This is a genomic window from Streptomyces sp. 5-10 (genome assembly GCF_014712245.1).
Taxonomy (GTDB): domain Bacteria; phylum Actinomycetota; class Actinomycetes; order Streptomycetales; family Streptomycetaceae; genus Streptomyces; species Streptomyces violaceusniger.
Map to the genome: position 1 here is coordinate 120869 of NZ_JACVYG010000014.1, position 14035 is coordinate 134903.

The 14035-nt window shown below is 72.8% G+C and carries 11 protein-coding genes; 8 read left to right on the plus strand and 3 right to left on the minus strand.

The features are described 5' to 3' along the window. Nucleotides 1–17: 17 nt before the first annotated feature. Nucleotides 18–2051 (minus strand): alkaline phosphatase family protein, encoded by a 2034-nt coding sequence (locus tag IEJ02_RS18505; protein WP_191065884.1) that lies wholly within the window; start codon nt 2049–2051, stop codon nt 18–20. A gap of 206 nt (nt 2052–2257) precedes the next feature. Here IEJ02_RS18505 and IEJ02_RS18510 point away from each other — a divergent pair, with 206 nt between their 5' ends. Further along, a complete protein-coding gene (locus IEJ02_RS18510; RefSeq protein WP_191065885.1) occupies nt 2258–2629 on the plus strand; it encodes a MerR family transcriptional regulator in 372 nt (123 codons plus the stop codon). 19 nt (nt 2630–2648) lie between these two features. Next, nucleotides 2649–2999 (plus strand): VOC family protein, encoded by a 351-nt coding sequence (locus IEJ02_RS18515; RefSeq protein WP_191065886.1) that lies wholly within the window; start codon nt 2649–2651, stop codon nt 2997–2999. Here IEJ02_RS18515 and IEJ02_RS18520 read toward each other — a convergent pair. Next, nucleotides 2974–3753, minus strand: coding sequence for a GntR family transcriptional regulator (locus IEJ02_RS18520; RefSeq protein ID WP_191065887.1), 780 nt, complete (start codon nt 3751–3753; stop codon nt 2974–2976). The genes IEJ02_RS18515 and IEJ02_RS18520 overlap by 26 nt on opposite strands. A gap of 107 nt (nt 3754–3860) precedes the next feature. On the opposite strand from IEJ02_RS18520, the gene manD reads away from it, so the two are divergent. From manD to IEJ02_RS18550, 6 genes are all read left to right on the plus strand, one after another. Next, entirely contained in the window at nt 3861–5078 is a 1218-nt protein-coding gene (gene manD / locus IEJ02_RS18525; RefSeq protein WP_191065888.1) for a D-mannonate dehydratase ManD, read from the plus strand. After that, the gene (locus IEJ02_RS18530; protein WP_191065889.1) at nt 5075–6508 is read left to right on the plus strand and encodes a mannitol dehydrogenase family protein; all 1434 of its coding nucleotides are present in this window, start codon (nt 5075–5077) and stop codon (nt 6506–6508) included. The genes manD and IEJ02_RS18530 overlap by 4 nt, the downstream gene beginning before the upstream one ends. A 33-nt stretch (nt 6509–6541) precedes the next feature. Further along, entirely contained in the window at nt 6542–7921 is a 1380-nt protein-coding gene (locus IEJ02_RS18535) for an MFS transporter (protein ID WP_191065890.1), read from the plus strand. Between the two features lie 38 nt (nt 7922–7959). Then, nucleotides 7960–8967, plus strand: a complete 1008-nt coding sequence (locus IEJ02_RS18540) for an NAD(P)-dependent alcohol dehydrogenase (RefSeq protein WP_191065891.1) — start codon at nt 7960–7962, stop codon at nt 8965–8967. 247 nt (nt 8968–9214) lie between these two features. After that, nucleotides 9215–9640, plus strand: a complete 426-nt coding sequence (locus IEJ02_RS18545) for a YchJ family protein (protein ID WP_191065892.1) — start codon at nt 9215–9217, stop codon at nt 9638–9640. 162 nt (nt 9641–9802) lie between these two features. Then, nucleotides 9803–13309 carry a phosphodiester glycosidase family protein gene (locus IEJ02_RS18550; RefSeq protein WP_191065893.1) on the plus strand — a complete coding sequence of 1169 codons (3507 nt, stop codon included), beginning with the start codon at nt 9803–9805 and terminating at the stop codon, nt 13307–13309. An 84-nt stretch (nt 13310–13393) separates the two neighbouring features. Here IEJ02_RS18550 and IEJ02_RS18555 read toward each other — a convergent pair whose 3' ends face one another. Next, nucleotides 13394–13948 carry a tyrosine-type recombinase/integrase gene (locus IEJ02_RS18555; protein WP_317985833.1) on the minus strand — a complete coding sequence of 185 codons (555 nt, stop codon included), beginning with the start codon at nt 13946–13948 and terminating at the stop codon, nt 13394–13396. Between the last annotated feature and the right edge of the window lie 87 nt (nt 13949–14035).

Genomic DNA, 14035 nt, shown 5'->3' on the forward strand with positions numbered 1-14035 from the left:
GCCACGAGCATCGAGGGCTATCGCTTGGCCGACGGTGCGGCGGGGGCGGTGCCACCGCCGGGGTTCGGCCCGTAGGCGTCGAGGAAACGGTCGCGGAAGGAGCTCATCTTCCACACCGGGGCCTTCGCGCCCGGCATCAGGCCGTCGTCCCAGCCCCAGTGGGAGATCCGGTCCAGCACCGCCTTGTCGTGCGCGACGATCGCCACCGGCACGTCCCGGCTGGCGTTGTCGCCACTGACCCGGGCGAGGGGCTGGTGGTCGCCGAGGAAGACCAGCACCGTGTTCTTGTTGCCGTACTTCAGCACGTAGTCGATGAGGCTGTTCACCGAGTACTGGATGGACTTCCCGTACTCGGTCTTCACCTTCGTGGGGTCGGTGAAGACGTCCGCGGGCTTCTTGCCCGCCTTCTGGATGTCCTTGTAGACCGAGCCGTCGCCGACCTGGCTCCAGGGGATCGTCTTGGGGATGGGCGCCCAGGGCTGGTGGCTGGAGGTCAGGATGATCTCCGACATCAGCGGCTTGTCGTGCTTCTTGCCGTGCTCCAGCCGCTGGAACGCCTTCAGGGCGTACTGGTCGGGCATGGTCGACCAGCTGAACTTCGGGCCCTTGTAGCCGAGGTCGCGGGAGTCGTAGACGTGGTCGAGGCCGTAGAACTTGCCCTCCGGCCAGCCCTTGGTGACACCCGGCATGATGCCGACGGTCCGCCAGGCGCCGGTGCGCTGGAAGGCGCGGGTGATGGACATGTGGTCGCCCGCGGTGACGGTGCGGTAGCGGTTCTGGTTGTCGATCCACAGGCCGGTGAGGAAGGTGGAGTGGCCCAGCCAGCTGCTGCCGCCGTACGTGGCCGAGGTGAGCCAGCCGCTCTTGGAGGCGAACCCGGCCTTGCTCAGCCGCTTGGTGGCGTTCTTGAGCGTCTTGTCCACACCGGGCGCGATCGCCGGGTCCTCGATGGCCGAGCGGCCGTAGCTCTCGATGAAGGTGATCATCATGTCCTTGCCGCGCAACCCGGTCAGCAGCTGGTCGCCGGGGGTGTCGCCGTAGGTGTCCACGGCGGCCACCTTGGCGAACTCCCGCTCGTCCTTGAGGGTCTTGCGCACCCGCTCCGCCCGGTCCTGGACCAGCGCGGTGGTGCTCCTGGACGCGAACGGCGCCCCGGCCACCTGCACCCCGAGCGCCGCGCACATCACCCAGACGGTGCCGAGCACCAGGGTGGTGCGGGTGGCCACGGCGGTGTTGCGCGCCATGACGTTGCTGACCCGCAGGACGGCGAGCGCCATCAAGGCGAGCACGGCGACGGCGAGCACCACGACCCCGATCACGGCGACGGTGGCGGCCGTCTCGCCGAGCGAGTCCTTGAGGTACGACTCGGCGTCGTCCAGCAGTATCCAGTCGAGCACCACGTTGAACCCACGGCCGAGGAACTCGTTGAAGCCGATGTCGAGGAGGTTCAGGATGGTCAGCGCCCCGAGGGCCACCCCGGCGAGCACCGCCACCACCCGCCGCGCCACCGTCGGCAGCATCAGCAGCAGCGTGGCGCCGAAGATCCCCTCCACCGGGATGCGCATGAAGGCGCTGGGTTCGACGAGGGTGAGTTTGGTCGGCAGGAGGAGGGCGGTGAACACGAGGGCGAGGGACAGTCCCGTGACCGTCCACGCCACCGTGCGCGCCACGACGGGGTACTTGGCCCGCCATCCCTTGGGGACGGGGACCGCGTCGGGGACGGTGCCGGCCAGCGGGCCGGTCACGGTGGTCTCCTCCGGGTCCTCCGCCTCCTCCACCTCCTCCGCTTCGCCGGACGGCTCGGGGGACTGGTCGTGTCCCGCGCCCGCGCCCGTGTCCGCGACGGCGCCCGTGTCCGTGCCGGCTGAGGAGTCCGTGTCCGCCGCCTGGGCGGGGGCCGTATCCCGCTCCCCCGCGTCATCCCGCCCCTGGGCGGGGACATCCGGCGTGCGCTCAGGTGGACCCTCCGGTGACGGGCCCTCCGTCAGGCCCTCCTCCGTGGTTCCCTTGTCCGTTTCCGACCGCTGACGAGAGCTCGATTGGCGCGACAACCCGAAGGTCCTTCCCTGCGAAGCCCGGTGGTGGCACGGCGGACCCGGCTCGGGTGGCCGGGCCCGTCGTTATTCGTACGGCGTGCCGGGGGTCCGCGTTCAATCACCTGGCACTTTTCCCGGCGCCTTCCACCCCTCGCGAGCGCGCCCGCCCCAACGCTACGCTGCATCCCTCACATGGATGTGATGGTGAGGGGAGCCCGCATATGCGCATCGGAGAGCTGTCGGAGCGCACCGGCACACCGCGCCGGCTGCTGCGCTACTACGAGGAGCAGGGGCTGATCCTGCCCGACCGCTGCGCGAACGGCTACCGCGCGTACGACGAGCGGCTCGTCGACCGGGTGCTGCAGATCAGGGGACTGCTCGACGCCGGGCTCCCCACCCGCATCATCAAGCAGATCCTGCCGTGTCTCGACAAGCCCCGGCTCATTCACTTCTCCGATGCCACACCGGAGATGATCGCCACACTGGAGAACGAGCGGGACCGCATGACCCGGCGCATCGAGTGCCTGACCCGCAACCGGGACGCGATCTCCGAGTATCTTGACGCCGTCCTCGACAACCACACCACCAGCTGAACCACCGGGGGAGCCCACGATGACCGTGCGCCGTGTCGTACCCAATGTCCGGTCCGAAGCGATGCGGGAGAACCGGGAGTTCTACGGTCTCCTGGGCCTCGAGGAGGTGATGAACCTCGGCTGGGTCATGACCCTCGCCTCCCCCACCAACCCCACCGCCCAGATCGGCGTGATGACCGACGACGAGACCGGGCCGGTGGTCCCCGATCTGAGCATCGAGGTGGACGACGTGGACGCGGCCTACGCGGCGATGCGCGACAGCGGCGCCGAGATCGTCCACTCCCTGCGGGACGAGGAGTGGGGCGTGCGCCGCTTCTTCGTCCGCGACCCCAACGGCCGGGTGATCAATGTGCTGACCCACCTGGGATGACCCGGTGCGTGCCACCCCCGCGCCGGGCGCTGTCGCGGCGGGGCCGCAAGGGCGCGTCCTCGTCGCTGAAGAGCTCCGGGTGCTTGGCGCGGATCTTCTCCACATCGCTGAAGACCAGCCGCAGATGGGAGCGCAGCGACTCGTCGGCCCGGTCCAGATCGCCCGCCTCCAGCAGGTCGACCACCTCCCGGTGCTGGCCGATGAGCAGGGACATCTGCTGGGTCATCGGCAGTGACAGCCTGCGGGCCCGGTCCAGCTGGGCCTTGGCCTGGCTGACGACCGGCCAGGCCGAGGCGTGGCCGCTGACCGCCATCAGCCGGGCGTGGAACTCCTCGTCCAGCTGGAAGAAGCCCTCCATGTCGGACTGCCGGTCGGCCTCCTCCTGCGCGGTGAGCAGCACCCGCAGCTCCGCCACGTCCCGCGCGGTGGCCTTCTCCACGGCCTCCCGCAGCGCGGCGCGCTCCAAGGCCTCCCGGATGAACTGGGCGGAGGCCACATCGCGCTCCCGGATGCGCGAGACGAACGTGCCCATCTGGGGGTAGATGTCCACCAGCCCCTCGTCGGCGAGCAGGATCAGGGACTCGCGGACGGGGGTGCGGCTCACCCCGAGCTCGGCCGCCAGGTCGTTCTCCGAGACGGCGGAGCCGGGCTCCAGCTCCAGGCCGACGATGCGCGAACGCAGCACCTCATGGACCAGCTGCCGGGTGTTCCGCCCCCGGGAGCGTGCCGCGTGCAATCCCTCCGCCGATGCCATCCGACTCCTTCCTGACCCTTGACTCCGCTTGCTGACGTACTTGTATGGTAGCCGACCGACAGCCCGGGCTCCACCCCGGGAGCCCGCTCAGTGAGGAGCACACACACATGGCCACGATCACGGAGGCCAAGGTCATCGTCACCTCCCCGGGTCGCAATTTCGTGACCCTGAAGGTGACCACCTCCGACGGCGTGACCGGTCTCGGTGACGCGACCTTGAACGGCCGCGAGCTCGCGGTCGCCTCCTATCTGGAGGACCACCTCATACCGCTGCTGATCGGGCGCGACCCCGCCCGTATCGAGGACACCTGGCACTACCTCTACAAGGGGGCCTACTGGCGCCGCGGCCCGGTCACCATGACCGCCATCTCGGCCGTGGACACCGCGCTGTGGGACATCAAGGGCAAGGTCGCGGGCCTTCCGGTGTACGAGCTGCTGGGCGGCAAGGCCCGCGAGGGCGCCCTGGTCTACGGCCACGCCAGCGGCGGCGACATCCCCGAGCTGCTGGACGACGTGGCCCGCTTCCAGGAGATGGGCTACCGCGCGATCCGCGCCCAGGCCGCCGTCCCCGGCTCACCGGGCACCTACGGCATCCGCCACGGCACGGTCGCCACCGTCTACGAGCCCGCCACCGGCGCGCTGCCCGAGGAGCAGCCGTGGTCCACCGAGGCGTATCTGGACTTCGCACCGCGCTACCTGGAGGCGGTCCGCGAGCGGTTCGGCTTCGGCTTCCACCTGCTGCACGACGTCCACCACCGGCTCACCCCCACCGAGGCGGGGCAGCTCGGCCGCGGCCTGGAGGAGGTGCGGCTGTTCTGGATGGAGGACCCCACCCCCGCCGAGCTCCAGGAGTCCTTCCGCCAGATCCGCCAGTCCACCACCACCCCGATAGCGGTCGGCGAGGTCTTCAACTCCATCTGGGACTGCCAGCAGCTCATCACCGAACGGCTCATCGACTACATCCGCGCCTCGGTCGTGCACGCCGGCGGCATCACCCATCTGCGGCGGATCTTCCACCTCGCCGAGCTGTACCAGGTGCGCACCGGTTCGCACGGCGCCACCGACCTGTCCCCGGTGAGCATGTCGGCCGCCGTCCACCTCGATGTCACCGTGCCCAACTTCGGCATCCAGGAGTACATGGCGCACGACCCGCTCACCCACGAGGTGTTCCGGCCGGCCTACGAGCTGATCGACGGCGCCCTGCACCCCTCGGCCGCGCCCGGCCTCGGCATCGAGTTCGACGAGAAGGCGGCCGCCCGCTTCCCGTACGACCCGAAGTACCTCCCGGTGAGCCGCCGTACCGACGGGTCGGTGCACGACTGGTGACCACCGACTCCCCGCGGCGCCTGTCGCTGGCCACCCTGCCCCGCGTCCCCGCCGAGAGCCGCCCGCCCGTCGACCCGCGGGCGCTGCGCCCCCGGATCGTGCACCTGGGCATCGGCGCCTTCCACCGCGCCCACCAGGCCCTCTACACCGAAGCCGCCGAGGCCGCGCACGGCGGCGGCTGGGGCATCGCCGGCGTCACCCAGCGCAGCCGGTCCGTCGTGGACGCGCTGCGCCCACAGGACGGGCTGTACTCCTTCACCGAGCGGCGCCCCGAAGGACCGGCCACCCGCGTGGTCGGCACCGTGGCCGAGGTGCTGCACGCCACCGACGACGGCGGCCGGCTCGGCGCGCTCCTCGCCTCCCCCGAGGTCACCGTCGTCACCCTCACCGTCACCGAGAAGGGCTACCGGCGCGACACCGCCACCGGCGGACTCGCCCTGGACGACCCGCTGATCCGGGGCGACCTGGCGGGACGGCCCGCCCCCGCGAGCGTGGCCGGGCAGCTCGCCGCGGGGCTGCGCGCCCGGCTGCGGGCCGGCGGCGCCCCGGTGTCGCTGGTCTCCTGCGACAACATGGCCGACAACGGCGCCGTGCTGCGGCGCCTGGTACGGGAGTTCATCGCCGCCACCCCATGGGACGACCGCGACCGCCTGCTGGACTGGATCACCGGCTCGGTCGCCTTCCCCGCCACCGTCGTCGACCGCATCGTCCCCGCCACCACCGACACCGACCGGCGGACCGCCGCCCGCGCCCTGACCGTGGACGACGCGGGCGCGGTCACCGGCGAACCGTTCACCCAGTGGGTGCTCCAGGACATCTTCGCCGCCGACCGCCCGCACTGGGAGGCGGCGGGGGTCCGCTTCGTCCCCGATGTGAGCCCCTACCAGCTCGCCAAGCTCCGGCTGCTCAACGGCTCCCACTCCCTCATCGCGTATCTCGGACTCGCCGACGGATGCGAGACCGTCGCCGACGTCCTGGCCACCCCCTGGGGCGAGCAGACCGTACGCGCCTACTGCGCCGAGGCCGCACAGAGCCTGCCGCCCACCGAGGGTCTTGACCTCCCCGCCTACATCGACAGCCTGGTGGACCGCTTCGCCAACCCCGCGATGCACCACCGCATCCAGCAGATCGCCATGGACGGATCCCAGAAGATCCCCGAACGGTGGCTCGCCCCGCTGCGCGAACTGCGCGCCGCCGGACGGGACACCCCGCTCCTGGCCACCGCCCTCGCCGCCTGGGCCCGCCTCACCCGCGACCACCCCCTGGACGATCCCCGGGCCGAGGAGCTGCGCCGCGCCTGGGACGGCCCTCACACCGACGCCCCGCGCCGGCTGCTGCGGCTGCTGGGCGCCGAGGACCTCGCGGACGACACCGCCCTCGTCGCGTCCGTACGGGCGGAGCTGAACCCCGGCGCCCGGCCGCCGCGCTGACCCCACGCACCGCCCCTTCAAAGGAGAGCCGCCTTGAAGACCCCCGGAGCCGTCCCCGCCACCGACCAGCCCTCCCCCGCCCAGGACGAGGCCACGACCGGACCACCGCGCCCCCGCGGACCGCGCCACAACACCCGCTGGCTGATGGTCTTCCTCTGCTTCCTGGGCATGACCGTCAACTACGTCGACCGCGCCACCATCTCCATCTCCCTGCCCTATATGACCGATGACCTGCACATCGGCCCCGAGTGGCAGGGCGTCATCCTCAGCATGTTCTTCGTGACCTACGCACTGGGCCAACTGCCCGCCGGGGCGCTCATCGACCGCTACGGCGAGAAGCGCATGTTCGCCATCGGCGGGCTGATCTGGTCACTGGTCACCGTGGGCACCGGATTCGTCCGGGGCATCGGCAGCCTGCTCTTCGCCCGCCTCGCCCTCGGCGCGGGCGAGGCCCCCGCGTACCCCTCGTGCGCCAAGTCCGTCTCCCGCTGGTTCCCGGTCCGCGAACGGGCCCTGGCCAACAGCGTCTGGGACAACGGCGCCCGCGCCGGCACCGCCGTCGCCGCCCCCGTCGTCACCGCGCTGATCGCCTGGCAGGGCTGGCGGATGGCGTTCTGGGTCACCGGCGCCGTGGCCCTGCTGTGGGTGGCGCTGTGGCTCAAGGCGTACCGCGAGCCCTCGGCGCGCGGCGGACTCAGCGCCGAGGAGCGCGCCTACGTCATGGCGGGCGGTGCCCGGCTCGAGGAGAACCCCGCCGAGGAGACGGCGGCGCCGGAGGAACCCGCCGTCCGCTGGCGCGACCTGTTCCGCCACCGCACGGTCTGGGGCATGATGATCGGCTTCTTCTGCCTCAACTACGTCATCTACTTCTTCATCACCTGGTTCCCCAGCTACCTCGTCGACGCCCGCGGCTTCGACCTGCTCAAGCTGGGCTTCTACGGCGCCCTGCCCGGCATCGTCGCCATCGGCGGCAGCCTGCTCGGCGGCTGGACCAGCGACACCCTGCTGCGCCGCGGCTGGTCGGTGACCCGGGCCCGCAAGACCTGTCTGGTGTGCGGGATGCTCTTCTCCTCCGTCATCGCCTTCGCCGTGCTCGTCCCCAGCGCCATGTGGGCCCTGGCCCTGCTCTCCGTCAGCTACGCCAGCCTGGCCTTCTCCGCCGCCTCGGTGGCCAGCCTGCCCGCAGACGTCGCACCCACCCCGCGCCATGTCGCCTCGCTCGGCGGCATCCAGAACTTCGCCTCCAACCTCGCCGGAGTGCTCGGCTCGACCACCACCGGTCTGCTGCTGGGCTTCTTCCACCACTCCTTCGTCGCACCGCTGATGCTGTCCGGCGCGCTGTGCGTGGTCGGCGCCCTCACCTACGGCCTGGTCGTCAAGCGCGTCGAACCGCTGCGGCTGACCGCCGCCTGAGTCCCCTTCACGTCTTCGCGTACCAGGAGAACCACCCGATGAACGACGCCACCGCCGCGATCCTGCACGGCCCGAAGGATGTGCGCATCGAGCGGCGCCCGATTCCCGGGCCCGCCCCCGGCGAGGTCCTCGTGGAGATCGGCGCGGTCGGGCTGTGCGGCTCCGACCTGCACTACTACGCCCACGGCGAGAACGGCCCCAATGTGCTCCGTTCCCCCACCGCGCTCGGCCACGAGGCGGCCGGAACGGTCGTGGCGGGCGACGGCCCGCTGTCCGCGGGCACCCCGGTCGCCATCGAGCCCGCCATCCCCTGCGGACGCTGCCGGGCCTGCCGCGCGGGCCGCTACAACCAGTGCCCGCACGGCCGCTGCTTCGGCTCCCCGCCCACCCACGGCGCCCTGACCGGACACCTGGCCGTGCCGGCGGAGTTCGCCCACCCCCTCCCCGACGACTTCCCCCTCACCTCCGGGGCGCTCATCGAACCCCTCGCGGTGGCACTGCACGCGGTGCGCCGCGGCGGCGTCACGGCCGGGGACCGGGTGCTGGTCACCGGCGCCGGGCCGATCGGCCTGCTGGTCCTGCAAGCCGCCCGCGCGGTGGGCGCGGGCGAGACCGTGGTGACCGACATCAACCCCGGCCGGCTCGCCCACGCCCGCCGCCTGGGCGCCGACCGGGTCCTGGAGACCTCCCGCGAACCCCTCCCGCAGGAGCCGCTGTTCGACATCGCGCTCGACTGCTCCGGCATCGAGACCGCCCTGACCGCCGCCGCCCGCGCACTACGCCCCGGCGGCACCCTGGTCGCCGTCGGCAACCCGCCCCAGCCCCGGACCACACTCCCGCTGGCCTGGATGCAGCGCCAGGAGCTCAGCCTGGTCACCGCCTTCCGCTACGCCGGGGAGTTCCCCGCGGCGGTGTCCCTGGCCGCCACCGGACGGGTCGACCTGGAGTCGCTGATCACCGCGCGCTTCCCGCTGGAGCGCTCGGCGGACGCGCTCCAGACGGCGCTCACCGACCCGGCGCAGCTGAAGGTCGTCATCGAACCCTGAGCCGCCCGGGCCGCGGGGAGGCTACGGGGTTTCCGGCGGACCACGTGGCGAAGGCTCGTCCCCCGGACCTTAGGGTCTGGGGCGGAGCCCCAGTTGAGGGAAGGGGCGGGGAGGGGGAAGCACCGATATGCGGCTCCGCCGCGTGGCCCGCGCAGGCGTACGCGTACCGTCGGACACCCCTGAGGCAGGACCTGAGCAGCCGTGGCACGGCGGCACCCCGTCCGTCCCACCCGCCACAATGGGGGCCATGTCCCGACGTACGCGACGCCCGCGGCCGGCCCGCCCCACCACCCCGGCCACCTGCCCCTGCGGGCTGCCCGCGGCCTATGCCGACTGCTGCGGGCGGCTCCACCGCGGCCAGGCCACGGCGACCACCGCCGAGCAGCTGATGCGCTCGCGCTACAGCGCCTTCGCCGTCGGGGACGAGGCGTATCTGCTGCGCAGCTGGCACCCCACCACCCGGCCGCCCGGCGCGGACCTCGACCCGGGGCTGCGCTGGGTGCGCCTGGAGATCCTGGGCACCACCGAGGGCAGCGCGTTCCACACCACCGGCACCGTCGAGTTCCGCGCCCACTACACCCAGGGCGGCCGCGCGGGCTCGCTCCACGAGAACAGCCGCTTCGTACGCCACGAGGGCACCTGGGTCTATCTCGACGGGGTGACCGGGGACTGACCGACCCCACCCCACCCCGCGTCAGCGATCACGGTCCGCACCGACTTGGTCATTTGTTTCCCGTGTCGTCGCCGACGCCTTCTGGTGCCCGGTCAACTCCGGGGCGATGCTGGGGCGCTGTGCGTGTGAACCACACGTGTTCCCCGGCCTCATGGAGTTGCCGTGCCTCCTGTCGCGTGTCCCAGACCACTGGCGGCCCTGGCCGCGGTGTCCGCCCTCGTGCTGGGCGCCGCCGGCCAGGCCACCGCCGACAACACCCCCGCCCCGGCGCCCGAACCCGCTCCCAGGTCGTCCTCGGAAATGCTGCGGCCGGTCGCGCCCCCGGCCGCCAGCGGTGCGACCGGCACCCGGTCCGTGGCCGACGGGGACGGGGTGCAGACCGCCCGCTCCTCCCGGCCGGTCGCCCCAGGCGTGCGGCTGACCTCGTACGACCGGCTGGAGTCGGACAAATGGCTGCGGGTCGACTCACTCTCGGTGGACCTGGCCGGCGGCACCAAGGTCGACTACCTCCACCCCGACAAGGTCGCGGAGCGCCGGAGCGTCTCCCAACTGGCCGCCGAGCACGACCCCGGGCCGGGGCGCCGCACGGTCGCGGCCATCAACGGTGACTTCTTCGACATCAACCAGACCGGCGCCCCCGAGGGCAACGGCATCGGCGACGGCCGCCTCGTCAACTCCGCCTCCGCCGCCGGGCCCGCCCGGGCCGTCGGCATCGGCCCGGCCGACGCCGGCCGCGTCCTCCAGCTCTACTTCGACGGCACCCTGACCCTCCCCGACGGCCCCCACCCGCTCGCGGCGCTCAACGCCGCCAACGTCCCGGGCAGCGGGATCGGGGCGTACACCGCCCAGTGGGGCGAGGCGGACCGCGCCCAGACCGTGGACGGCGCACGGCGCACCGCCGAGGTCACGGTCGTGGACGGCAAGGTCACCCAGGCGGCCGGCGCACCCGGCAAGGGCCCGATCCCGGACGGTGCCACCGTACTGGTCGGCCGCGACGCCGGGGCCGACACGCTGTCCGAACTGGCCGTCGGCGACGCGGTGTCGATGGAGTACCGGCCCCGCACCGACGGCGGCGACCTGCCCCGCACCGCCGTCGGCGGCCGGGAGCTGCTGGTCGTGGACGGCAAGGCGGTCGGCCACGAGGGCGAGGGCAACAACGCCACCGCGCCGCGCACCGCGGTCGGCTTCTCCCGCGACGGCCACACCATGCGGATCCTCACCGTGGACGGGCGGCAGGCCGACAGCGGCGGCGTCACCCTCACCGAGCTGGGCCTGATGATGAAGGACGCGGGCGCCTACAGCGCCCTCAACCTCGACGGCGGCGGCTCCTCCACCCTCGTCGCACGCGAGCCCGGCAGCGACACCACCCAGGTGGAGAACAGCCCGTCCGACGGGACAGAGCGCACCGTCCCCAACGGCCTGGCCCTCACCGCCCCCGACGGCAGCGGCCGCCTCAAGGGCTTCTGGGTGGACACCGCGATGGACCGCGCCGCCGCGCCCACCGCCGACCCGGTCCGGGGCGGCCACCCCGAGCGGGTCTTCCCCGGGCTCACCCGCCGCCTCACCGCGGCCGGTTACGACGAGACGTACGGCCCCGCCGAGGGCGCGCCGCAGTGGCGGACGGACGACTCCCACATCGGCCGGGTCGACGCCGACGGCACCTTCACCGCCCGCCACGGCGGCGACACCACCGTCACCGCCCGGCGCGGCGCCGCCCATGGCGAGCTCGGCCTCACCGTCCTGGACCGGCTGGACCGGATCCAGCCCACCAGCCGGCTGGTCGGCCTGGCCGACGCCGAGGCCACGGGCCGGTTCGGCATCGTCGGCCTGGACGCGCACGGCACCAGCGCCCCCATCGAACCGTCCGACGCTCGACTGTCGTACGACCACACGCTGTTCGACATCGCCCCGGACCCGCGGACCGGCACCTTCACCGTCAAGGCGCGCCACGACCAGGCCGCGGGGCAGGTCACCATCGCCGTCGGCGGCACGACTACGGTGCTCGCCGTCACGGTCGGCCTGACCGAGCGGCCGGAGGCGTCCTTCGACGACGCCGACCGCTGGACGTTCAGCCAGGCCCGCGCCTCCGGTTCGGCCGGGGCCACGCCCGACGGCCACACCGGCACCGGGCTCGAGCTGAACTACGACTTCACCCAGTCCACGGCCACTCGCGCCGCCTATGTCACCCCGCCCCAGCAGATCGCGGTGGACGGGCAGCCGCAGTCCTTCGGCCTGTGGATCAAGGGCGATGGCAAGGGGGCCTGGCCCACCCTGCACCTCAAGGACGCGGCGGGCTCGGACCAGTTGCTGCGCGGACCGTATGTGACCTGGACCGGATGGCGACATGTCGACTTCGCCGTACCGGCCGGGGTCGCCTATCCGCTGAAGGTCAACCGCTTCTACCTCGCCGAGACCTCCGCCACCCGCCAGTACACCGGCGGCGTGGTCATCGACGACCTGACCGCGCGGGTGCCGCCCTCCGTCGAACTGCCCACGGAGAGCGCGCGCCCCGATCCGCTCATCTCCACCGCCGCCCGGACGCGGGGACGCGACTGGCGGTTCGCGGTGATGTCCGACGCGCAGTTCGTGGCCCGCGATCCGAACAGCCCGATCGTCGCCCAGGCCCGCCGCACCCTCCGCGAGATCAAGGCGGCCAAGCCCGACTTCCTGGTGATCAACGGGGACTTGGTGGACGAGGGCTCCCCCGCCGATCTCTCCTTCGCCCGCACCGTGCTGAAGGAGGAGCTGGGCGATGAGCTGCCCTGGACTTACGTCCCCGGCAACCACGAGGTGATGGGCGGCTCCATCGACAACTTCACCGCCGAATTCGGGCCCGCCCACCGCACGTTCGACCACCGGGGCACCCGCTTCCTCACCCTGGACACCTCACGCCTGGGGCTGCGCGCCGGTGGCTTCGACCAGATCAAGGAGTTGCGCGCCCAGCTGGACGCGGCCGCCGAGGACCCGGACATCGGCTCGGTCATGGTGATCGAGCACGTACCGCCGCGTGACCCCACCCCGCAGCAGGGCAGCCAGCTCGGCGACCGCAAGGAGGCGGCGCTGCTGGAGGGCTGGCTGGCCGACTTCCGCCGCACCACGGGCAAGGGCGCGGGCCTCATCGGCAGCCACGTCGGCACCTTCCACGCGTCCCGGGTGGACGGCGTCCCGTACCTGATCAACGGCAACTCGGGCAAGAACCCCGCCACCCCGCCCGGCCAGGGCGGCTTCACCGGCTGGTCGATGGTCGGCGTGGACCACGTCTCGGCGCGGGACCAGGCGGCCGCGCGCCACGCACCGTGGCAGGGCGGCCCGGACTGGGTGTCCGTGCAGACCCGCGCCCATGTGGACGGGCTGACCGTCACCGCCCCGGCCGACCTGCGCACCGGGCAGAACGCCGATGTCAGCGCCACCGTTCTCCAGGGCGAGGGGGCCGCTGCCCGCCGGGTGCCGGTCGGCTTCCCGCTCAGCGCGGACTGGACCGGCTCGCCCGGCCTCCACATCGGCGATCCGGACGACGCCGGGCGCCGTGATGTGGCGGCGTACGACCCGGCGACCGGCAGGCTGACCGCGCTGCGCCCGGGAACGGCCACCCTCGCGGTGAGCGTGAACGGCGCCATCGCACAGGCGCGGTTCACCGTCACCGCGGCGGCCGCGGCACCCGCGGCCTAGCCGGGCCGGTGGGGGCGGGGCGGCCCGAGCGCCCCGCCCCCACCGGGCCCAGACACCCCGCCAGGCTCAGGTGTCGGGCCGCGCTCAGGTGTCCCAGACGCGGCGCACCTGCTCGAAGCGGGTGGGCAGCGGAGGGCGGCGACCGGCGTACCGGGCGTTCGTACGGTGGACGAACCGGCGCCAGGAGAGCACCAGACCCTGCCGGGTGATCGGCAGCCCGGCGGCGACGGTCACCCCGTTGTCATGCGTGTGGTGCACCGTCAGCAGCAGCGCGTCCGGCACCGACCCCTCCAGCTCGGCGCAGAGTTCCTGACGCACCCGCAGCCAGCGGCGCAGCACCAACACCGTGCCGCGGTCCAGTCCGTGCCGACGCGGGACACGGTGTTTGCCGTGCTCGATGGTCACCCATCCGGAGTCCAGGTCCAGCGCCGACAGGGTGCAGCGCAGCAGCCCGCCGTACCGGGCGCCGCTGGCCCGCGCCAGGCCCACCACCACGGCGAGCCGTACCGTCTCCGGCTTCGCGCCGTCCTCCATCGCCTCGACCGACAGCCAGCGCCAGATCCACTCCGCCTCCGCCGTCGTGACCACCGGCCGCGGATAGCGGTCCCGCGCCGTCTCCTTCGCCGTCCGCGCTGCCACCTCTACCCCCTGGGAGCCTCCCGACCGAGCCGCTTGGCACACTATTTCTGCCGCCGGTGTCCTCGTCAAGGGATGTGCGGCGGTACG

Excerpts from the sequence above, each read along its gene's own strand:
- IEJ02_RS18510 (WP_191065885.1), top strand. The coding sequence starts at position 2,258 with ATGCGCATCGGAGAGCTGTCGGAGCGCACCGGCACACCGCGCCGGCTG.
- IEJ02_RS18515 (WP_191065886.1), top strand. The coding sequence starts at position 2,649 with ATGACCGTGCGCCGTGTCGTACCCAATGTCCGGTCCGAAGCGATGCGG.
- IEJ02_RS18520 (WP_191065887.1), bottom strand. The coding sequence starts at position 3,753 with ATGGCATCGGCGGAGGGATTGCACGCGGCACGCTCCCGGGGGCGGAAC.
- manD (WP_191065888.1), top strand. The coding sequence starts at position 3,861 with ATGGCCACGATCACGGAGGCCAAGGTCATCGTCACCTCCCCGGGTCGC.
- IEJ02_RS18540 (WP_191065891.1), top strand. The coding sequence starts at position 7,960 with ATGAACGACGCCACCGCCGCGATCCTGCACGGCCCGAAGGATGTGCGC.
- IEJ02_RS18545 (WP_191065892.1), top strand. The coding sequence starts at position 9,215 with ATGTCCCGACGTACGCGACGCCCGCGGCCGGCCCGCCCCACCACCCCG.